At 52.2% G+C, this 21,017-nt stretch carries 21 protein-coding genes; 12 read left to right on the top strand and 9 right to left on the bottom strand.

All coding sequences use genetic code 11. The features are described 5' to 3' along the window. Window positions 1–17: 17 nt before the first annotated feature. Entirely contained in the window at window positions 18–674 is a 657-nt protein-coding gene (locus ABJM03_RS15935; protein WP_348418832.1) for a Tim44/TimA family putative adaptor protein, read from the bottom strand. Window positions 675–779: 105 nt separating this feature from the next. Here ABJM03_RS15935 and ABJM03_RS15930 point away from each other — a divergent pair, with 105 nt between their 5' ends. After that, window positions 780–1,268: an FxsA family protein gene (locus tag ABJM03_RS15930; RefSeq protein WP_348418831.1), complete on the top strand. Its 489-nt coding sequence runs from the start codon at window positions 780–782 to the stop codon at window positions 1,266–1,268. Window positions 1,269–1,340: 72 nt separating this feature from the next. Further along, entirely contained in the window at window positions 1,341–1,820 is a 480-nt protein-coding gene (gene secB, locus ABJM03_RS15925; RefSeq protein ID WP_348418830.1) for a protein-export chaperone SecB, read from the top strand. A gap of 4 nt (window positions 1,821–1,824) precedes the next feature. Here the strand turns inward: secB and dnaQ are convergent, their stop codons facing one another. From dnaQ to ABJM03_RS15905, 4 genes are read right to left on the bottom strand one after another with little or no spacing between them, the layout of a single operon-like run. Further along, entirely contained in the window at window positions 1,825–2,511 is a 687-nt protein-coding gene (dnaQ, locus tag ABJM03_RS15920; protein ID WP_348418829.1) for a DNA polymerase III subunit epsilon, read from the bottom strand. After that, window positions 2,504–3,091: a dephospho-CoA kinase gene (coaE, locus tag ABJM03_RS15915; RefSeq protein ID WP_348418828.1), complete on the bottom strand. Its 588-nt coding sequence runs from the start codon at window positions 3,089–3,091 to the stop codon at window positions 2,504–2,506. Before coaE ends, dnaQ begins: the two co-directional genes overlap by 8 nt. Continuing rightward, window positions 3,091–3,927 carry a shikimate dehydrogenase gene (locus ABJM03_RS15910; RefSeq protein ID WP_348418827.1) on the bottom strand — a complete coding sequence of 279 codons (837 nt, stop codon included), beginning with the start codon at window positions 3,925–3,927 and terminating at the stop codon, window positions 3,091–3,093. Before ABJM03_RS15910 ends, coaE begins: the two co-directional genes overlap by 1 nt. Further along, window positions 3,924–4,523, bottom strand: a complete 600-nt coding sequence (locus tag ABJM03_RS15905) for a Maf family protein (RefSeq protein ID WP_348418826.1) — start codon at window positions 4,521–4,523, stop codon at window positions 3,924–3,926. Before ABJM03_RS15905 ends, ABJM03_RS15910 begins: the two co-directional genes overlap by 4 nt. A gap of 393 nt (window positions 4,524–4,916) precedes the next feature. On the opposite strand from ABJM03_RS15905, the gene ABJM03_RS15900 reads away from it, so the two are divergent. The 7 genes from ABJM03_RS15900 to ABJM03_RS15870 all read left to right on the top strand — a co-directional run bounded on the left by ABJM03_RS15900 (window position 4,917) and on the right by ABJM03_RS15870 (window position 12,272). Then, window positions 4,917–5,366, top strand: coding sequence for a CopD family protein (locus ABJM03_RS15900; RefSeq protein ID WP_348418825.1), 450 nt, complete (start codon window positions 4,917–4,919; stop codon window positions 5,364–5,366). 131 nt (window positions 5,367–5,497) lie between these two features. Beyond that, window positions 5,498–6,769, top strand: coding sequence for a transcription termination factor Rho (rho, locus tag ABJM03_RS15895; RefSeq protein WP_348418824.1), 1,272 nt, complete (start codon window positions 5,498–5,500; stop codon window positions 6,767–6,769). A 30-nt stretch (window positions 6,770–6,799) separates the two neighbouring features. Beyond that, entirely contained in the window at window positions 6,800–8,086 is a 1,287-nt protein-coding gene (gene mnmE, locus ABJM03_RS15890) for a tRNA uridine-5-carboxymethylaminomethyl(34) synthesis GTPase MnmE (protein WP_348418823.1), read from the top strand. 12 nt (window positions 8,087–8,098) lie between these two features. Beyond that, entirely contained in the window at window positions 8,099–9,961 is a 1,863-nt protein-coding gene (gene mnmG / locus ABJM03_RS15885; RefSeq protein ID WP_348418822.1) for a tRNA uridine-5-carboxymethylaminomethyl(34) synthesis enzyme MnmG, read from the top strand. After that, window positions 9,961–10,569, top strand: coding sequence for a 16S rRNA (guanine(527)-N(7))-methyltransferase RsmG (rsmG, locus tag ABJM03_RS15880; protein WP_348418821.1), 609 nt, complete (start codon window positions 9,961–9,963; stop codon window positions 10,567–10,569). The genes mnmG and rsmG overlap by 1 nt, the downstream gene beginning before the upstream one ends. Continuing rightward, complete coding sequence (locus ABJM03_RS15875; protein ID WP_348418820.1) at window positions 10,562–11,386, top strand: AAA family ATPase; 825 nt, start codon at window positions 10,562–10,564, stop codon at window positions 11,384–11,386. The genes rsmG and ABJM03_RS15875 overlap by 8 nt, the downstream gene beginning before the upstream one ends. After that, a complete protein-coding gene (locus ABJM03_RS15870; RefSeq protein ID WP_348418819.1) occupies window positions 11,379–12,272 on the top strand; it encodes a ParB/RepB/Spo0J family partition protein in 894 nt (297 codons plus the stop codon). The genes ABJM03_RS15875 and ABJM03_RS15870 overlap by 8 nt, the downstream gene beginning before the upstream one ends. Here the strand turns inward: ABJM03_RS15870 and hemW are convergent. From hemW to rph, 3 genes are read right to left on the bottom strand one after another with little or no spacing between them, the layout of a single operon-like run. Continuing rightward, window positions 12,269–13,426 carry a radical SAM family heme chaperone HemW gene (gene hemW / locus ABJM03_RS15865; RefSeq protein ID WP_348418818.1) on the bottom strand — a complete coding sequence of 386 codons (1,158 nt, stop codon included), beginning with the start codon at window positions 13,424–13,426 and terminating at the stop codon, window positions 12,269–12,271. The genes ABJM03_RS15870 and hemW overlap by 4 nt on opposite strands. After that, the gene (rdgB, locus tag ABJM03_RS15860; RefSeq protein WP_348418817.1) at window positions 13,419–14,030 is read right to left on the bottom strand and encodes an RdgB/HAM1 family non-canonical purine NTP pyrophosphatase; all 612 of its coding nucleotides are present in this window, start codon (window positions 14,028–14,030) and stop codon (window positions 13,419–13,421) included. The genes hemW and rdgB overlap by 8 nt, the downstream gene beginning before the upstream one ends. Next, window positions 14,027–14,740 (bottom strand): ribonuclease PH, encoded by a 714-nt coding sequence (gene rph / locus ABJM03_RS15855; protein ID WP_348418816.1) that lies wholly within the window; start codon window positions 14,738–14,740, stop codon window positions 14,027–14,029. The genes rdgB and rph overlap by 4 nt, the downstream gene beginning before the upstream one ends. A gap of 82 nt (window positions 14,741–14,822) precedes the next feature. Here rph and hrcA point away from each other — a divergent pair, with 82 nt between their 5' ends. Beyond that, window positions 14,823–15,887, top strand: a complete 1,065-nt coding sequence (hrcA, locus tag ABJM03_RS15850) for a heat-inducible transcriptional repressor HrcA (protein WP_348418815.1) — start codon at window positions 14,823–14,825, stop codon at window positions 15,885–15,887. Between the two features lie 9 nt (window positions 15,888–15,896). Further along, window positions 15,897–16,451, top strand: coding sequence for a nucleotide exchange factor GrpE (locus tag ABJM03_RS15845; RefSeq protein WP_348418814.1), 555 nt, complete (start codon window positions 15,897–15,899; stop codon window positions 16,449–16,451). A gap of 30 nt (window positions 16,452–16,481) precedes the next feature. Here ABJM03_RS15845 and mutS read toward each other — a convergent pair whose 3' ends face one another. Further along, window positions 16,482–19,124, bottom strand: a complete 2,643-nt coding sequence (gene mutS / locus ABJM03_RS15840) for a DNA mismatch repair protein MutS (RefSeq protein ID WP_348418813.1) — start codon at window positions 19,122–19,124, stop codon at window positions 16,482–16,484. 55 nt (window positions 19,125–19,179) lie between these two features. Here mutS and ABJM03_RS15835 point away from each other — a divergent pair, with 55 nt between their 5' ends. Continuing rightward, a complete protein-coding gene (locus ABJM03_RS15835) occupies window positions 19,180–20,985 on the top strand; it encodes a glycosyltransferase family 61 protein (protein WP_348418812.1) in 1,806 nt (601 codons plus the stop codon). The last annotated feature ends 32 nt before the right edge of the window (window positions 20,986–21,017 follow it).

Here is a 21,017-nt window from a genome sequence, read left to right as displayed (position 1 = left end):
GGCGCGAAATGCGCATGCTACCCGTCTGTAGAAACCAAGAACCAATTCGGATCATCCGAGCCCATGACGCGGGCAAATACCCACGTATCTTTCTGCTTTTTAGCGTCTGTGACGCTGCCTTCAATGATCTCGCCGTCTTTGTTGCGCACTGCCTGTGTCAATTCAGCCACGAACCTGAGGGTCAATTCAGCCTCTTTTGTAGCGGGATCAAGCGTCACATTTTCAAGAGACATCTCACGCACACCAATAAACTCTGCGTCGATGGTTAGACCCTGATCTTCACGTGCGGCAATTCCATCCACAAAGCTTTCATAGATTTCTTCTGAAAGAAAACCCTGCACGTTGTCCAGTTCGCCTTGCTCATATCCCATCACGACCATTTCATAAGCGCTCCGAGCGCCGGCCAGAAAATCAGTGACATTAAATGAAGGCTCGATGCGTTTCATCTCAGCCAAAGCAGTTGCTTGGGCCGACCCTTCGGGAAAGTGATCGGTGATATCCAGATCAGGACCGCCTTCAATGACCTCAAAGGCAGGGCCGCTAGTTTTCTGGGGCTGCACGGGTAGCGGCGGTTTTTCAAAACCTTCTCGCGTCCCAAGCACATTCTTAAGCCGCAGGATGAGAAAAATAGCGATGGCAGCAAGCACCAAAAGCTGAATAAGCGGCGAATTCATAAGTACCTCTTGAGGACTAGGCGTGGAAACAATCGTCTGAGCACCTTATGTAAGTGCGAAAGGGGCTCAAGTCCACTGTAGCCCCTGCAAGAAAGGAAGCAATACATGTGGCTTTTAATCGCATTCATCATCGTTCCGGTGATCGAGATCGCGTTGTTTATCAAAGTTGGGGGTCTTTTGGGCCTTGGTCCGACATTGCTGATTGTCATCGGCACCGCCATTGCGGGCACCTATCTGGTGCGTAGTCAGGGGCGCCTTGCATTGGGTCAACTGCAACAATCCTTTGGCCAGCTTTCCGATCCGACCGAACCTTTGGTGAATGGCGCGATGATCCTGTTTTCAGGTGCGCTGCTTCTGACGCCGGGCTTTTTCACGGACACACTTGGTTTTGCGCTGCTGGTCCCTGCGTTTCGAAAGATTGTATTCAACGCCATTCAGGCGCGCGTGAATGTGCAAAGTTTCGGCAGCCAAAGCCACGGCCGCCCCTCTGGCCCGGCTGCGGGACCAACCCAAGGCGATATTATCGACGGCGAGTTCGTGGAATTACCAGATGACGACGCCCCGAAAGGCACCTCGGGCTGGACCAAGCACTAAGCGATTGAGCGCTTTGTCGCGACCTGTTAAGCGTGCAAAATCAAATTCCAACCTCCAAGAGGAGAGCCGATCATGGCCGAAGACGAAGCACCACAACCAAAAGCGCCGCAACTGCGCGTTCTGGGCCAATTTATTCGTGACATGTCATTTGAAAACATCATGGCACAAAAAGGCGCACCAAGCGACGTGCAGCCCGATGTACAGGTTCAAGTAAACCTCGACGCCAAAAAGCGCACGGTAGAAAACCAGTACGAAGCATCCATCAAGCTGAACGTCACCTCAAAAGCAAAAGAAAGCGATGCAACACTTTTCGCGCTCGAGATTGATTATGTCGGCATCTTCGACGTTCAAGAAGTCCCAGAAGATCAGCTGCACCCGTTCTTGTTGATCGAATGCCCGCGCATGATCTTTCCGTTCCTGCGCCGTATCGTTAGCGATGTAACGCGCGATGGTGGCTTCCCGCCGCTCAACCTCGAGAATATTGATTTCGTGTCGCTGTACCGCAACGAGATCGCACGCCGTCAAGCCCAAGCGCCTGCTGGCACTGCCTAAGCGCTTAGGATTTTAGCCACAGTGCATCGCCGCCCAACTTGCTGACGAATTCAGCGTGGGCGGCGCTTTCTTTTTCGGTGAGCCGTGATGGCAGGGGCACCGGACGTGGGCGCGGCGTCCATTCTGTCTGTGTCTCGCCTTGTTTTGGTGTCGGCTGATTGGACAGACCGAAATCGGGCTGCTTGCCGCCAATCAGCTCCAGATAGACTTCGGCCAGAATTTCACTATCCAACAACGCGCCGTGCAGCGTGCGCGATGTGTTATCGATACCAAACCGTCGGCACAGCGCATCCAGCGATGACGGCGAGCCCGGGAATTTTTTGCGTGCGATGGCAAGGGTGTCCAAGGCCTGCTCCCACGGGAGCGTCCGCAATCCCATCTTGCCCAGCTCGAAGTTCAGGAATTTCATATCAAAGGCGGCGTTGTGGATGATCATTTTACTGTCACCGACAAAATCAAGAAACGCCTGTCCAACAGCAGCAAACTTAGGTTTGTCACGCAGGAAATCATCTCCCAATCCGTGCACCTGAAACGCCTCGTCAGGCATGCTGCGTTCGGGATTGATATATTCGTGAAACGTCTTGCCTGTGGCCATGTGACCGATCAGCTCTACGGCGCCGATTTCCACAATCCGGTCGCCTGATTGCGGGTCAAAACCGGTGGTTTCAGTGTCTAGAACGATTTCACGCATCTGGCTGGCTCCGAATGGTTTCGACGATGTTTTGCACCTGTGCCGCCGCCTGTTCAAGGGTATCTGTACCGATCACATAAGTGGCACGGGCGCATTTTTCCGCAGCAGGCATCTGTTTAGCTTTGATCCCGAGGAATTGATCCCGCGTCATGCTGCCACGCGCCATCACACGGGCCTCTTGGGTCGCATCATCGGTCAGCACACAAGCGGTCGCGTCCATTTCCGTGTTGGCACCTGTCTCGAACAACAACGGGATATCGAGCACAACAATGTCGGCATCCGACCGGGCAAGAAAGTCAGCGCGGTCCTTGGCCACCAACGGATGTACGATGGCTTCAATCTGTTCAAGCGCACCGGCATCCGCCGTGATGATATTTTTCAAAGCACTACGGGAAATGGCGCCGTTGCTGACCGCCTGCGGAAACAGGTGTGAAATAAGTTCAACCGCGGCTCCACCAACGCTGTAGAGACGGTGCACGGCAGCATCCGCGTCCCAGATGGCACAGCCATGCGCGGCGAACATCTTTGCCGTTGTAGACTTACCCATCCCGATCGAGCCGGTCAGCCCCAGCAGAAACATCAGCGCAAAGCCGCAGCGCGCGTCGCGCGGTCCACATCGGGTCGCTGTCCGAACCAGCGCTCAAACCCCGGAACAGCCTGATGCAAGAGCATCCCCAGACCATCCACTATTGTGCAGCCGTATTGCTCTGCTGTGGCCAGAAGATTGGTCTTGAGTGGCGCATAGACCAAATCAGTCACCACCGTAGGGGCACGCAAGCCGTCCAGCGGGACGCGAAGCTCCTTCTTGCCCATCATTCCCAGCGATGTTGTGTTCACAACAAGTGCAGCATCATCCAGCATGTTGCCGGCCTGTACCCAGTCATAAACACGTATCCGGTTGCCAAATTCGTCCCGAAGTTGATCCGCCCGGATACGAGTACGGTTGGAGAGCCTGATTTCAGGCACTCCTGCATCAATCAATGACGAAATAACTGCACGCGCTGAGCCACCGGCACCCAGAACCGCAGCCGCGCCAGCGCGGGGATCCCAATGGGGTGCGCCTGCCTTGAGGTTTTCAATGAATCCGTACCCATCTGTATTATCCGCATGAATTTTTCCATCCTTACGGAAAATCAACGTATTGGCCGCACCGATCAACGTCGCACGATCAGTCACCAGATCGGCGATTTCGAGCACTTTTTCCTTATGCGGCAATGTGACATTCACCCCGACAAACCCCGCCTTGGGCAACGTCCGCAACACGGTTTCAAGGTCATCGGGATGTACATCCATGGGGATGTAATGACCTGCAATGCCATATGTTTTAAGCCAATGGCGGTGAATTTGTGGCGATTTGGAATGCGCGATGGGCGAGCCGATCACACCGGCCAAAGGAATACGGGGAAGGTCGGTCATTGGGCGATATCTCCACGCAGGGTTAGGTAGTTGAGAATTTCCAGTAAAGGCATGCCGAGCACGTTAAAGTAATCTCCGTCGATGCGCGAGAACAGGCGCACGCCTTCTTCTTCAAGTTTATAGCCGCCAACGGCGTGTTGGATGCTGTCCCAATTACGTTCAATATAGTCGCGGAGATACGCGTCGCTCACGTCACGCATCCGTAAACGAACCTGCCCCACATGGCGCCAAACAGGTTTGCCATCCTCATACAGGACTGCGGCGGACAAAAGGGTGTGCCGGTCCCCTCTTAGGTTGGTGAGCTGCTCAAAGGCAGTATCGGGGCATGACGGTTTGCTGAGAAGGGTCCCTGCGTGTTCAAGAACCTGATCACAACCAATCACCAAAGCACCCATGTTCTTTTCGCTGATTTTTGCCGCTTTCATTTCTGCAAGGGCATCGGCAATGTCACGGGGTGGGGCACCCTCAGCAACAAGAGCTTGTTTGATCATCTCCTCGTCTACTCGGGCGACCTGAACAGTATGTTCAACGACCGCATTGCGCAGCATTTGGTGTCGGATCGCGGAACCAGAGGCAAGTATGATGGGGACAGTCATGTGGATAACTCATGCATAGGAATAGTGAGAACTTGTCGACAATTCACGGCTCGGGTTCAAGAGGGGGATAAGCGACCTATCTCGCCCAGTTAACATGTTATTCACCCACCGTGGGAAAGGATAATTTAACCGTTTGATAACTTCTTACCATTCAAAGATATACGATGGTTTTTCCACATGCGTCCAAGATCATCTGTAACATAAGTATTTGTTTAAATGTGAAAATATCTATAATTCAAATGTTATCAACAGCCAGTGCCAAAGGGTCGGTCGTCGGACATTCATCTGGGGGTAACTATTTTATCCACAGATTTTGGCCTACCTACTTAAATCAACAATCTTTCTTTCTATCTTTATTATTATAAAGAGAAGGCCAGCACTGAAGGAAACACAATGAGCGATATCCTGAGTTTGGCCTATCCTTGGATCAAAGGCCTCCATATCATGTCAGTGATTTCTTGGATGGCTGCGTTGTTCTATCTGCCCCGCTTGATGGTTCACCATACCGAGCGTGTCGGCCTGTCTGGTGAAACCCATGATTTATTTGCAATGATGGAATTCAAGCTGGCCAAAGTGATCATGAGCCCTGCGATGATGGCGACATGGGTATTTGGTATTTTGCTCGTAGCAACGCCTGGCATTGTGTACTGGGGCGATATCTGGCCTTGGACAAAGATGGCAGGCGTGTTGGCCATGACAGCGTTCCACGTTTGGCTTATGCGCCGCATGAAAGGCTTTCAACGCGGTGAAAACACGGTAACAGGAAAGCAGTACCGCCTCATGAACGAGGCGCCGACATTGCTGATGATCCTTATAGTTTTCTCGGTAACGGTTAAGTTCTGAAGGCGCCCAAGATTGACAGAATGGGTGGCGTGCCGTAAAGCATTCTAAGCACCCCGTCCGGGGATTGCGTAACCCGATATATTTTCTGAACGATCTGCTTGTGCCTGATGCGCAGGCTCAAGGATATTTGCATGACTCTCGAAACACTTAACCTAGCCGATCTCAAGGCGAAATCTCCCAAAAGCCTATTGGCCATGGCCGAAGAGCTGGAGATCGAAAACGCCTCGACGATGCGCAAGGGTGAGATGATGTTCCAGATTCTGCGCGAACGTGCAGATGAGGGTTGGGAAATCTCGGGTGACGGCGTGCTTGAGGTATTGCAGGACGGCTTTGGCTTCTTGCGTTCGCCTGAAGCGAACTATCTGCCTGGTCCTGACGATATTTATGTTTCGCCCGATATGATCCGCCAGCATTCTTTGCGGACTGGTGATACCATTGAAGGCGTCATCAAGGCACCGGACGATACCGAGCGCTATTTTGCCCTTACGCAAGTGACGCAAATCAATTTTGAAGAACCTGAAAAAGCGCGCCACAAGGTAGCATTCGAGAACCTAACGCCGCTTTATCCGGATGAACGCCTGAATATGGAGGTAGACGATCCAACGGTCAAAGACCGCTCTGCGCGGATTATTGATCTGGTTGCGCCTATCGGGAAAGGACAACGATCATTGATCGTGGCACCTCCGCGGACGGGTAAAACCGTGCTTTTGCAAAATATTGCCAATTCGATCGAGAAAAACCACCCGGAATGCTATCTGATAGTCTTGCTCATTGATGAGCGGCCTGAAGAGGTCACCGACATGCAGCGTTCGGTCAAAGGGGAGGTTGTTTCCTCGACCTTTGATGAGCCGGCTACGCGGCACGTTGCGGTGTCAGAGATGGTAATCGAAAAGGCCAAGCGTCTGGTCGAACATAAGCGGGATGTCGTCATCCTGCTCGATTCCGTGACGCGTCTGGGCCGTGCGTTCAACACGGTTGTGCCGTCATCGGGTAAGGTTTTGACAGGCGGTGTTGATGCGAATGCGTTGCAACGTCCCAAGCGTTTCTTTGGTGCGGCGCGGAACATTGAAGAGGGTGGATCGCTCACGATTATCGCGACGGCGCTGATTGATACAGGTAGCCGGATGGACGAAGTGATCTTTGAAGAATTTAAAGGCACAGGCAACTCCGAGATCGTACTGGACCGCAAGATTGCGGATAAACGTGTCTTCCCTGCGATTGATATTCTCAAGTCCGGAACGCGTAAGGAGGATCTGTTGGTTGATAAAGTCGATCTTCAGAAAACCTTTGTTCTGCGCCGTATCCTGAACCCGATGGGGACAACAGATGCGATTGAGTTCCTGATTTCCAAATTGAAGCAGACCAAGACGAATTCTGACTTCTTCGACTCGATGAATACCTAGAAATATACACAAATTCAAAGGCTTAGGTCTATGGATACCATTTTTGCCCAAGCAACTGCAGTGGGTCGGGCAGGGGTCTGTGTTATCCGGATTTCTGGGCCACAGGCGCACTCTATCGGCACCTTGATGGCTGGCCCATTACCGGATCCGCGCGCATCGGCGTTGCGGATGATCAAAGGCCGTGACGGGAGCTTTATTGATCAGTCGCTTGTTTTGAGCTTTACAGCTCCACAAAGCTTTACAGGTGAAGATGTTGTAGAGTTTCATCTGCATGGCAGTATCGCGATCACCAAGCGGGTATTGACTGAGTTGGGTGAATTCGATGGTGTGCGCCTCGCTCATCCGGGAGAATTTACGCGCCGCGCCTTGGAAAACGGCCAACTGGATTTGGTCCAAGTAGAAGGTCTTGCTGATCTTATTGAGGCTGAAACAGAAGCGCAGCGTAAGCAAGCATTGCGTGTCCTGTCAGGTAATCTAGGGCAGAAGGTCGAAGATTGGCGCAAGGCATTGATCCGTGCGGCGGCGCTCCTTGAAGCCACAATCGACTTTGCAGATGAAGATGTTCCCGTCGATGTAACAGACGAAGTACGCGATTTGTTGAATGCGGTGGTCTCGACCCTTGATATCGAAATTTCAGGCACCCAGGTCGCCGAACGCATACGCACAGGATTTGAAGTCGCGATTGTCGGTGCCCCGAATGTTGGAAAATCCACGCTCCTGAATCGTCTTGCAGGTCGCGAGGCCGCGATTACATCAAATATCGCTGGGACGACACGTGATGTAATCGAAGTTCGCATGGATCTGGGTGGGCTGCCGGTGACATTGCTCGACACAGCTGGTATTCGCGAGAGCACGGATGAGATTGAAACTTTGGGGATTGAACTCGCTGTGCGTAGAGCAGCGGATGCCGATATGTGCATCTTCCTGCTTGAAGAAGGGGATGAACCTCCGATGGAGCCTTCGGCTTCTGATGTGGTATTGTTGGCTAAGGCTGATCTAAAAGATAATACTGCCGGTGGGATTTCCGGTTTTACCGGTGAGGGAGTAGAAAAACTCCTCGAGAGGTTGGAAAGCGAATTATCTCTCCGTGCTGCAGGTGCTGGGCTGGCCACACATGCGCGCCATGCAGTAGCCATGACGCGTGCACGAGAAGGTATCGTTGAAGCTCTGAATCTACTCGTTGCCGGACCTGACTGTTATGACCTGGTATCGGCGGAATTACGCATGGCAGTGCACGCGTTTGAGGTATTGGTAGGTCGCATTGATGCAGAAAATCTGCTAGATGAGATATTCGCAAGCTTCTGTCTTGGAAAGTGAGGATTGTTTCACGTGAAACATTTTGATGTCATTGTGATCGGAGGTGGACATGCTGGGGCTGATGCTGCTCATGCTGCCGCTCGTATGGGTGCACAGACCGCGCTTTTAACCATGTCCAAGGCGACAATTGGTGTGATGTCGTGCAACCCTGCAATCGGTGGGCTGGGGAAAGGTCATCTAGTACGGGAAATTGACGCGTTGGATGGCGTGATGGGCCGCGTGGCAGATGCTGCCGGTATTCAATTCCGCCTCCTAAATCGGCGGAAGGGCCCAGCAGTACAGGGGCCGAGAGCACAGGCTGATAGAAAGATCTACCGCACCAGAATGCTGGCGGAAATCGAAGCTCACCCGATGATTGAAATTGTCGAAGGGGAAGCGATTGATTTTATCATGGATGGTGACCGAGTCACTGGGGTGAAGCTGGCTGATGAAACTATTCTATCGTCTGGGGCTATTGTTCTGACTACGGGTACGTTTTTGCGCGGCGTTATCCATATTGGTAATGAGCAGAAGCCTGGCGGACGGATGGGGGATAATCCGTCCCGTCTTCTTGCTGAACGAATTGATGGCTTTGGATTAAAACTCGGTCGATTGAAGACAGGTACTCCTCCGCGTTTAGATGGTCGGACAATTCGTTGGGACGATCTGGAAATGCAAGCTGGAGACGATGATCCAGCGCTGTTTTCATTTATGTCAAAAAGCGCTCCTGCTGATCAGATCTCCTGCGGTATCACGCACACTAATGAAAAAACACACGACATCATTCGAAATAACTTGGAACATTCGGCGATGTATGGCGGGCACATTGACGGTGTCGGCCCACGCTATTGCCCTTCGATCGAAGATAAGATTGTCCGCTTTGCTGATAAGACCTCGCATCAAGTCTTTCTTGAACCAGAAGGCCTTGATGATCCTACAGTCTATCCGAACGGTATTTCGACCTCATTGCCAGTTTCTGTACAAGAAGACTATGTGCGTTCGATTGTGGGATTAGAGAATGTTCAAATACTTCAACCCGGTTATGCGATTGAATATGATTACATTGATCCGCGCGCGCTGAAACAGACATTGGAGCTTAAGGCCGTTTCAGGTCTATATCTGGCGGGTCAAATCAACGGTACAACGGGCTACGAAGAAGCCGCGGCGCAAGGGCTTGTCGCCGGTTTGAATGCCGCGCTGTCTGTCTTTGATAAGGATCCAGCCGTCTTTAGCCGCACAAATAGCTATATCGGCGTTATGATTGATGACCTGACGACGCGAGGAGTAACTGAACCTTATCGGATGTTCACTTCACGAGCAGAATTCCGGTTGTCGTTACGAGCAGATAATGCCGATCAGCGGTTGACAGGGCAGGGTATTGCGCTTGGTTGTGTATCGGATCAAAGAAAGAAGCTTTTCATTGAGAAGATGGAGAAGCTGGATCAGTGTCGAAAAATGCTTGAAGCAGACACGTATACGCCCAAGGAGGCAAACGAAGCGGGCATTTCCGTTAGCCAAGATGGTCAACGGCGGTCCGGTTTTCAATTATTGTCGTTTCAAAATGTCAATTTTGATAGTTTGAAGTCATTGAAGCCCGAACTGGCGGCAGTCGAGTCCGATATTTCTGATCAGATATCTAAAGATGCTTTATATGCAAACTATATCGCACGCCAAGCGGCTGATGTGGCGTTATTGAAAAAGGACGAGGGTGAGGTTATCCCGAAATCTTTTGATTATTCGGCAGTTGATGGGCTTTCAAATGAACTGAAGTCCAAATTGGAATCTGCAAGACCGGAAAATCTTGCCCAAGCTTCGCGGATTGATGGTATGACTCCAGCAGCGCTTACATTATTGTTGGCATTGATACGCCGCGGCCATCCAAAGAAGTCTGCATAATGGTCGATAGTGTTCTAGAAAATGTTTCACGTGAAACAATTGAACGACTTCGCCAATTTGAAGCATTAGTACAAAAATGGACGAAGAAGATAAATCTGGTGTCTCGGGGAGATATTGATCAAGTCTGGGAACGTCATATTCTTGATTCATTGAAAATCTATAGTCTTGCCCCAGCGGAAGGGGCATGGATGGATATAGGTAGTGGCGGTGGATTTCCGGGCATTGTCGCTGCAATTATGGCTAAATCATGTCAATCAGAGCGAAATTTTTCCCTTGTAGACAGCGACCAACGTAAATGTGCTTTCCTTAGAACAGCTTCGCGAGAGCTCGAGTTAAACGTTGATGTTTTCTCTGAAAGGGTTGAGCTATTGAATCCGGCTGGTGCTTCGGTGCTATCTGCGCGTGCATTGGATGACCTCGATGGCCTTTTACATCATGCTGAACGACACCTGAAACCCGGAGGAATCGCACTTTTCCCGAAGGGTGCAACATGGCAGAAAGAACATGAAGCGGCGCAAAGAAACTGGACATATCAGCTTGACGTGATCGCAAGCGAAACCAATCCCGAGGCAACTATTCTTAAGATTACGGAGATATCACGTGTCTGATCTTTCTCGGCCAAGCGGTCCTAAAATCATTGCAGTTGCAAACCAAAAGGGGGGTGTTGGAAAGACGACCACCACAATCAACCTTGCCGCTGCGCTTGCCGAAAAGGGAGAGCGGGTACTGGTTATCGATCTTGACCCCCAAGGGAACGCATCAACAGGGCTTGGGATCGCTTTGGACGAACGCGAGTTTACGACCTATGAGCTTTTGCTTGAAGATGTTGATCTGGAAGATGTGATACTAAAAACCAGCACTGAAAATCTATTTATCGTACCTGCAACGGTGGATCTTAGTTCAGCTGATCTTGAGCTTCTCACAAACGAAAAACGTAGTTTTCTTTTGCACGATGCTCTGCGCCAGACGCAGATGGATGTGTTTGGATTTACCTATATTCTTATTGATTGCCCGCCGTCGCTCAATCTGTTGACGGTCAATGCGATGATCGGCGCACATTCTGTTCTGGTACCACTTCAAAGCGAATTTTTCGCGCTGGAAGGGTTATCGCAATTGATGCTAACTATTCGAGAAGTCCGGCAAACTGGAAACAAGGATCTGCGGATCGAAGGAGTTCTTTTGACGATGTATGATCGTCGGAACAACCTGTCTCAGCAGGTCGAACAGGATGCGCGAGATAACCTGGGCGATCTTGTTTTTAAAACGATGATCCCTCGCAACGTCCGAGTAAGCGAGGCACCTAGTTTTGCGATGCCTGTGCTTGCATATGATACTCTATCTAAGGGTGCTCAGGCGTATCGGGATTTGGCAGATGAGATAATCCTTAACAACCAGCCCGCAATAAAAGAGGTGCAGCATGTCTAACAAAAATGAACGAAAAAGGGGTCTTGGTCGTGGATTGTCAGCGTTGATGGCAGATGTAAATGAAACAGAAACAGTTGCCGCGAAAGGTCCGGCAGCTGCAGATCAATTTGTGCCGATCGAAAGGATATCTCCAAATCCCGATCAGCCACGTAAGCAATTTGTGCAAAGCGACTTGGATGATTTAACTGCATCTATCAAGGAAAAAGGGGTGCTACAGCCCCTTATCGTACGCGCACGCGAAAATGGAGAGTATGAGATTGTTGCAGGGGAGCGCCGTTGGCGTGCCGCCCAGGCGGCAAAATTGCATGAACTTCCAGTAATTGTACGAGACTTTACTGATATCGAAGTTCTAGAAGTTGCGATCATTGAAAATATTCAACGCGCCGACCTTAACGCGGCAGAGGAAGCTGCCGGTTACCGCCAGCTGATGGATCGTTTCGGTCATACTCAGGAAAAGATGGCAGAGGCTCTTGGTAAAAGCCGCAGCCATATCGCCAACCTTTTGCGTTTGTTGAATTTGCCAGCACCTGTTCAAGAACTGTTGAGAGATGGCCAATTGAGTGCGGGACACGCACGCGCACTTGTACCAGCTCAAGATCCGCTGAAATTGGCACAGCAGGTTATTAAGGGCGGGCTTTCAGTTCGTGCTACAGAAGCTTTGGTAAAGCGGCAGCTATCTGGAGATGCTGCGCCAAAAGCTAAGCGGGACACAGGGAGTGAGGAAAAGGACGCTGATACGATAGCGTTGGAAGGTGATCTTTCGGCTAACCTTGGGATGCGGGTACAGCTTTCTCATAAACCCGGTCAGGAAACAGGGCAGATGTCGATCAAATACACATCCCTAGACCAGCTAGATGAACTTTGCCGTTTGTTGAGCAACATTTAGGCGTTCAAAAGCTCTCCGATTACAGAGTTTAGGACCTTAAACCCTTGATCTGTAACAATTAAACGACGATCTTGGGTTCGCACCATCCCGAGCTCTGATAGATGCACAACAGCCCCAGGATCAAGCGGCTGTTGTGCAAGCATTGCATAGCGGTCAAGGTCGATACCTTCCCTCAACCGCAAACCCATGAGGAGAAACTCAGTAGCTTCGTCTTCACGGGTCAATAAATCCCGGCTTTGCTCAGGATTTTTCGCATCAACGGCGTCTAACCAGCGTTTCGGATTGCTATAGCAAACGGTTGCATGGCGTTGCCCGTCTTTGGTCAGCCGTCCATGGGCACCCGGGCCGATCCCTAAATAATCCCCATAGCGCCAATAAATCAGATTATGTCGCGATTGCGCGCTATCGCTAGCGTGATTTGATACCTCATAAGCAGGCATTCCCGCAGCGGCACAAATATCCTGTGTCAAATCAAACATATCGGCACCGAGGTTTTCATCGGGAAGTCCGCGCAGCTTCCCAACTGCATAGCGATCACCAAAGGCGGTGCCTTCCTCGATGGTCAACTGGTATAGGGAAAGATGGTCTATGCTAAGGGATAGAGCCTGCTTTAGCTCTGCTTCCCACTGATCTAGGGTTTGATTTTGACGGGCATACATCAAATCAAAACTAACCCGTTCAAAAGTATTTCGCGCAGTATCAAAAGCAGCAAGCGCTTCAGAGACAGTGTGAATACGCCCAAGGTGCCGTAGGTCTGTATCGTTCAAGGCCTGAATGCCCATAGATACCCGCGACACCCCACCGTCCCGATAGGCCTTGAACCGCGATGCTTCGACTGATCCGGGGTTAGCTTCCAGTGTGATTTCTAGATCATTTGCAACGGGCCACAGAGTCCTTATCTTGGCGATGACTTCGGCAACCGTATCAGGGTCCATCAGGCTAGGCGTGCCGCCACCAAAAAAAACGGATGTCACTGTGCGGTTTGGCGTCTCGATGGCATAGCGGTCAAGTTCGGAAAGATAGGCGGCTTTCCATGCGGATTGATCAATGTTGCGCGAAACATGGCTGTTGAAATCGCAATAGGGGCATTTGGCCTCGCAGAACGGCCAGTGGATGTAAATCGCAAAGCCGCCCTGCTGCCAGTCTTCAGTCAAAGCAACGCGCCAACAGCTTTTTGAACGCATCAGCGCGATGGCTCATGCTGTTCTTTTCGTCATGGGACATCTCAGCAAAGGTCCGCGTGTGGCCGTTCGGTTGGAAAATCGGATCATACCCATGGCCCGCTTCGCCACGCATCGGCCAGACAAATGTCCCGTCAACAAAACCTTCGACAACCTCATCGTGGCCATCGGGCCATGCAAGTACGAGCGTTGTACAGAACCGTGCGGCGCGAGGGTGGGGCGCGTTGGCTTGTTCAAGAAGATCGTGTGTTTTGCGCATGGCCATGATGAAGTCGCGACCGTTCGGCGTTTCAGCCCAATCTGCAGTATAAACGCCCGGCGCGTTATCCAGCGCGGCCACCTGAATACCGCTGTCATCCGCAAGGGCCGGTAAACCGGTGGCCCTTACTGCTGCATGTGCTTTGATCCTCGCATTGCCGACAAAGGTGTTTTCGGTCTCTTCCGGCTCGTCCAATTTCATCTCGGCCGCACCGACAACACTGACCCCGAGGGGAGCAAAGAGCTCTGTCATTTCCTCAAGCTTGCCGGCGTTATGGGTCGCGATCAGAATGCGGTCCCCTTGGAATTTTCTGCTCATGCGCAAGCAGCTTTCTGGATCGCGGTCAGCTCCGCGATACCTTTCTCGGCCAGATCAAGCAATTCGTTCATCTGGGCACGGCTATAGGTCGCTCCCTCGGCGCTCATCTGCGTTTCGATCATCTGGCCGCTTTCGGTCATGATAAAATTGCCATCGACACCGGCCTCGGAATCTTCTGGATAATCCAGATCAAGCACCGGTTGACCCGCGTAGATACCGCAACTAATGGCCGCAACAGGGTCAACCATCGGATCCGAGATCACATCGCCGGCTTTCATTAATTTGTTCACAGCCAAGCGGAGGGCAATCCAACCACCGGTAATCGAAGCACAGCGTGTGCCACCGTCCGCTTGTAATACGTCACAGTCGATGGTGATCTGTCGTTCGCCCAATGCCACGCGGTCAACACCAGCGCGTAAGGAACGGCCAATCAGGCGTTGGATTTCAACGGTGCGCCCGCCCTGTTTGCCTGACGCGGCTTCGCGGCGCATGCGGGTGTTGGTCGCGCGGGGCAACATGCCGTATTCCGCTGTGACCCAGCCCAGACCAGAGCCCTTGATAAACGAAGGTACGCGCGGCTCAATCGAAGCTGTGCACAAAACATGTGTGTCGCCCATTTTGATCAGGGCAGAGCCTTCGGCGTGTTTGGTGAAGCCAACCTCAACCGATACAGGGCGCATTTCGTCAAGTTTCCGGCCGGATGGACGCATGGGATATTCCTCTTGTGTAATTTACCCAACCGATACCGCTCGATCCCTTGCAGATGCAACCCCCGCGCCCTTAATGTATGGCATGACAAACACCTCTGACCTTTTACAAGAAATGAACGAACGCTCACGTGAGGTGTTCCGCCGCGTGGTTGAAGGCTATCTGGCGAATGGTGATCCTGTCGGATCGCGCACATTGACCCGTGATTTTTCCGAGCAGGTCAGTGCGGCCACGATCCGCAATGTGATGCAGGATCTCGAATATCTCGGTCTTCTCGATAGTCCACATGTGAGTGCGGGACGCATTCCTACTCAGTTGGGCTTGAGAATGTTTGTGGACGGTTTATTGGAAGTCGGTAATCCCGATGACGGCGACCGTGCACAGATTGATGCAACAATGGGGCGCAACGCCGATGACGTTGGCGGTATCCTGGATCGGTTGGGTACAGCACTTTCTGGTGTGACGCATGGTGCTTCACTGGTGCTGGCCCCGAAACAGGAAGCACCGATAAAGCATATCGAATTCGTCTCTCTTTCGCATGATAGTGCTCTGGCTGTGCTGGTCTTTTCTAACGGTCATGTGGAGAACCGACTTTTTAAGCCACCTGCGGGCCAGACTCCCAGCTCAATGCGCGAAGCGGCGAATTTTCTGAATTCTCTGGTTGAGGGTAAAACCCTGACCGAGCTTCAGCGCACAATCAAATCCGAAATGAACCGCCGCCGCCAAGAAATAGATACACTCGCTGCCGAACTGGTGGAAAGCGGTCTGGTCATTTGGGAAACCGGTGAGGGACAACCAGAGCGGCTTATCGTACGTGGACGGTCAAATTTGCTGGTCGAAAGCGGCGAAGCACAGGATTTGGAAAAAGTACGCAGCCTGTTCGACGACCTCGAGCGTAAACGAGACATCGCAGATTTCCTCGAATTGGCCGAAGATGGAGACGGTGTGCGCATTTTTATTGGTTCCGAGAACAAACTTTTCTCACTTTCGGGTTCCTCTTTGGTAGTTTCCCCATATATGAACTCTGATCGTAAGATTATTGGCGCTGTGGGTGTTATTGGCCCGACGCGTCTGAACTATGGACGTATCGTGCCGATTGTGAACTACACGGCGCAACTGGTCGGGAAGCTGGTTTCCGATCGGAGTTAGAGGTGGAAAATGGCAGACCCGAACGATTTTTTAGATGACCCAGAAGCGGCAGAAGCAGAAGCCTATGCTGATGAGATGGAAGAAATTGATGAGAGCGAACTCGCGCTCGAAGAAGTAATCGCCGAGCGCGATCAGTATAAAGACCGCTTTACCCGCGCGCTTGCCGATGCTGAGAATGCGCGCAAACGCTCTGAGAAAGACCGCCGTGAGGCAGAGAACTATGGTGGCTCAAAACTGGCCCGTGACATGCTGTCGGTACATGACAACATGAAACGCGCGCTGGATGCGGCCACTGAAGAGCAACGCACCGTTTCGGGCCCGCTGCTCGAAGGCATTGAGCTGACCATGCGCGAGCTGATTTCGGTTTTCAAAAAACATGGAATCGTGTCGATCACACCAGAAGTCGGTGACAAGTTTGATCCGAAAATCCATCAAGCAATGTTTGAGGCACCAGTGCCCGGAACAAAAGCGGGCGATATCATTCAGGTCGCAGCGGAAGGTTTCATGTTGCACGATCGTTTACTGCGCCCCGCGCAGGTCGGTGTGTCCTCGACACCTGCGTAACTTAGGCTGAAAGTTCTTAGAAAGAGGCGGTCATTCTTTGGCCGCCTCTTTTAGTTTATAGATCAGGTCCAAAGCTTCACGTGGTGTAAGCTCATCGGGAAGAATAGCAGCCATCAAATCATCCAAAGGTGATGATTTCTGTGGAGCCGGTGGGGGTGTTGGTGTCATCGCAAATAGCGGTAGATCGTCGATCAGCGTTTTTTGCGTAGCACCGCCTTCGCGTTCACCCTTTTCCAAAGCTTCAAGGACAACCCGTGCACGTGAAATCACCGCAGGGGGCAACCCGGCAAGTTGGGCCACCTGAACCCCGTATGAACGATCGGCTGCGCCTTTCTTAACCTCATGCAGGAATATGACTTCACCTTCCCATTCTTTGACGGTCACTGTGGCGTTGTCCACGCCGTCCAACTTCCCAGCCAGTGCGGTCATCTCGTGATAATGGGTGGCAAAAAGCGCTCGTGCGCGGTTCACATCGTGCAAATGTTCCAACGTGGCCCATGCAATGGACAGGCCGTCATAAGTGGCGGTGCCACGTCCGATCTCGTCGAGGATGACAAGCGCACGGTCGTCAGCTTGGTTGAGGATCGCGGCGGTTTCTACCATCTCGACCATAAACGTCGAACGCCCTCGCGCGAGATCATCAGATGCACCGACGCGGCTGAATAGCTGGCTCACCAATCCAATATGCGCGGAACTTGCGGGCACATAACTGCCCATCTGGGCGATAAGTGCGATCAATGCGTTCTGGCGTAGATAGGTCGATTTACCTGCCATGTTAGGGCCTGTTAACAGCCAGATGGCAGCACTGCTGTCCGCACTTAGATCGCAGTCATTGGCGACAAAGGGCGTACCCGATTGCTGGGACAAGGCCCGCTCGACCACGGGATGCCGGCCGCCCTGGATGTTAAAGGCGCGGGAATTGTCGACTGTGGGTTTGACCCAATTTTCCGCCTGTGCGAGCTCGGCCAATGCGCAGGTAAGATCAAGCTCTGCCAATGCTGCAGATGTAGCGCCAATCTCACCCGCCTTTTCCAAGATCGCATTTCTAAGAGAGGAATAGAGTTGCTTTTCCAGCTCGACCACGTGATTTCCCGCATTGAGGATTTTGGTTTCGAGTTCTGATAGCTCGACCGTTGTGAAACGCACCTGATTGGCAGTGGTCTGGCGATGGATAAATGTATCCGACATCGGCGGAGACAGCATCTTGTCGGCATGCGTAGCAGTCACTTCGATGAAGTAGCCGAGGACGTTGTTGTGTTTGATTTTAAGAGCGGAAATCCCAGTATCAGAGACGAATTGTGTTTGCATCGCAGCGACAACACTTCGCCCTTCATCGCGTAGTACACGAACTTCATCCAGCGCCGCGTGATAGCCATCAGCGATAAACCCTCCATCGCGGATCAATAACGGTGGCTCGGCTATTAATGCATTGTCCAGCAGGTCGACCAATTCGTGATGACCAGCAAGGTTCGACACAGCGGATTGCATCAGTTCGGGTAGGTCGAGGGATGCCAACGTTTCATTCAAAAATGTGGCTTCGGACAGGCCGTTGCGGATTGCGGCCAAATCACGCGGTCCCCCGCGATCGAGCGATAGCCGTGACAATGCCCGCTCAAGATCCGGCACACGGCGCAGCCGATCACGAATATCCTGTGTGGTGCGGGTATTTGCCATGGCATAATCAACAGCGTCCAAACGCGAATTAACGGTCTCTAATACCCTGGATGGGCTAGAAATCCGCCGTTCTAACAAACGCGCACCACTGGCAGTTACCGTACGGTCCATGACGGACAGCAATGAACCTGACCGCCCACCACTCAATGCATGGGTTAGCTCCAGATTACGGCGGGTGGAAGCGTCTATCTGTACGGTGCGCGCTTCGGTTTCTTTGATCGGTTTACGGAGAAGGGGCAGGTTACCCTTTTGCGTCATATCAAGATATTCAATGAGCGCACCCATGGCGGACACTTCGGCCCGTGTGAAGCTTCCAAAGGCGTCCAGAGAGGATACCGAGAAAAGCGCACAAATGCGTGCTTCGGCACCGGTACTGTCAAAACTGGCACGGGCTAGGGGGGTTAAAGATAGATTGAATTCAGTCTCTAATTCTCTCTGTTCAGTCTCTTTTCCTTCAACCACCAACAGCTCGGATGGTGCAAGGCGGGCCAGTTCGGGGCCCAAGCGGACGATAGGCAGGCTCATGACATGAAACGCGCCTGTTGAAATATCGACCCACGCCAGCGCGTGCTCGTCGCGCACCTCGGAGAATGCGGCAAGATAGTTATGGCGCCGTGCCTCAAGCAGGGATTCCTCGGTCAAGGTCCCGGGAGTGACAAGACGGACAACATCGCGGTTGACGACTGATTTACTGCCACGCTTCTTGGCTTCGGCAGGGGATTCCAATTGCTCCCCGACCGCGACGCGAAATCCCTTTCGTATCAGGGTCAGCAGATAGCCTTCGGCGGCATGCACGGGGACACCGCACATGGGGATGTCGGCTCCGTCGTGTTTGCCGCGTTTGGTCAGCGCAATGTCCAATGCCTCGGCCGCTGCAACCGCGTCATCAAAAAACAGCTCGTAGAAATCGCCCATCCGGTAGAACAACAGGGCGTCGGGATAGCCCGATTTGATCTCCAGATACTGGGCCATCATCGGTGTGACAGTGCCTGTGCTCATCTTTATCCCCCTTGGTGTTGGCACTGCTTACAAAACAAGGCGCGGGGAGGGAAGGGTGCGGGCCCTGTACACAGTTCCGGTTGCCGTGTTAATATCCATCAACCCGTCCTCCAAGAGACATACCGAGCAATTGCGCAACAAGATTGAACTGTCATTTGACCCCGAAGAGATGTTCTTCAATCCTTGGCGGGATGAGGGTCTAAAACTGCTGCGCAAGCCAGAGTTCATCTGGCGTGAAATTCCCTCTGCCAAAATCGAAGGTTTCGCCGTCAGCGACCATGACGAGATCAACAAGCGAATCCGCAGTTTTGTGTCAAAGACAATGCGGCATCGTAGTTTTAGCAAAGCGGTTGAAGTGAATTTGTTGCCCGCGGTTGTCGACAAGGCCGAATTCCGCAAATCAACGGTGCTTGCGAGAGGCAAGATGATTTTATCCGGCGCGTCGGGCACACGGCTTTTGAATGCCTACCGCTGGGAGAATGAGGACGCAGATTTTGATCCCGAGGAAAAACTGCACAGTTATTTCGAGAAATGTCAGAAGGACAACAGCGGTCGAAAGCTGCCTGTCGAAGAGGTGTTTCTGGAGAATGACCTGGACCTTGGCATTGCATGCCGGAACACGTTCAACTTTTTCCACTTCATCGTCGAGTCGCTGTCACAGCTGACAATACTGGATGACGTAGGGTTTCAGGGGAACATCATGTTCCACTATCCCAACAGCGAGGAAAAGCGCCGCCCCTTCGCCGAAAGTTTTGTTGCTGCGCTGTTTCCTGAATATGCGGGACGGGTGTTCTTTCAACGTGCGCCCAAGGCTTATGATCTGGTCATGACCGCGTTTGATTTCAACATTGCCCTCGGGCAGGCCCCTGATGGTGACGCTCAGCTGTTCGAAAGCCTCACACCGCAGGCGCGCGAAAGCGGTCTTGATCTGAGCGGAATGGAAGATCAGCAGATATTCGAGATGAACTCGGTGAGTTCGGGGCTTTTGGCATTGCGGCGCCGCGCGCTCAAAGCGATCGAGAGTCAGGACTTCAGCTATCTGCCCAAACGGTTTTTTGTTGGTCGTGATAATCAGTCTAGCCGTCGCCGTCCGATGGACGGAGAAGAGGGGCTTTTGGATCATTTGACGCGGTTCGGTTTCGCTCATGTGGATTTCGAGAAACTCTCGCCGCTCGAGCAGATTGCGATTATGGCCCAAGCCGAAGTGATGGTATCGGTTCATGGGGCAGGCTTTACAAATATGTTGTTCGCCAATCCCGACGCCTTTGTGATCGAGCTGGGAACCGTACAAACCGCGCGCTACCGCTGGAAAGAATTTTGGCCGCTAGCCCATGCTGCGCAGTGCAACTATTTAACTTTTTTCGCGGATTACAACGATGATGACCCCTTTATAGAGCCTAAGTTCGAAGAGCACGGAATTTTGCCGGTGCGGCTTTCTGAGAAGGCGATTGCGCAGGTGGTATCGTTCATCGTGACCATTCTGGGGGAGACCCCCCTGATGCCGAATTCAAAGTTTTTGTCCCAATTGGCCAGACGTGTTTTGCGCGCGGGTAAGGCCGAGAATGCGATTGCGCTGTTGCAGGCGCATCAGGACATGGTGAAAGGTGACGTTCCCTTATGTCTGTTGCTTGCTGATTGTCACAAGGAACTCGGAGAGACGAAATCAGAGCTTGTAGCGCTGAATGCTGCCTATGCTGCGGATCCGCAGCGCTGGCAGACTTTGATCCGCATTTTCTGGTGTGCAAGCAACTGCGAGCGTCCACAGGTGGTTCGCTGGGCCCTATCGACATTAGAGCGTGATTTTCCTGATCGGCATAAAGCATTTGTCGCAAACCATGACTGGATCCGCTTCGTCGCGTGATTGTGCGGCACCCAGTCGCCCGTTATGCTGAT

The sequence above is a fragment of the Sulfitobacter sp. genome (genome assembly GCF_039977885.1).
GTDB lineage: Bacteria > Pseudomonadota > Alphaproteobacteria > Rhodobacterales > Rhodobacteraceae > Sulfitobacter.
This window is presented reverse-complemented; position numbering and strand designations above follow the sequence as displayed.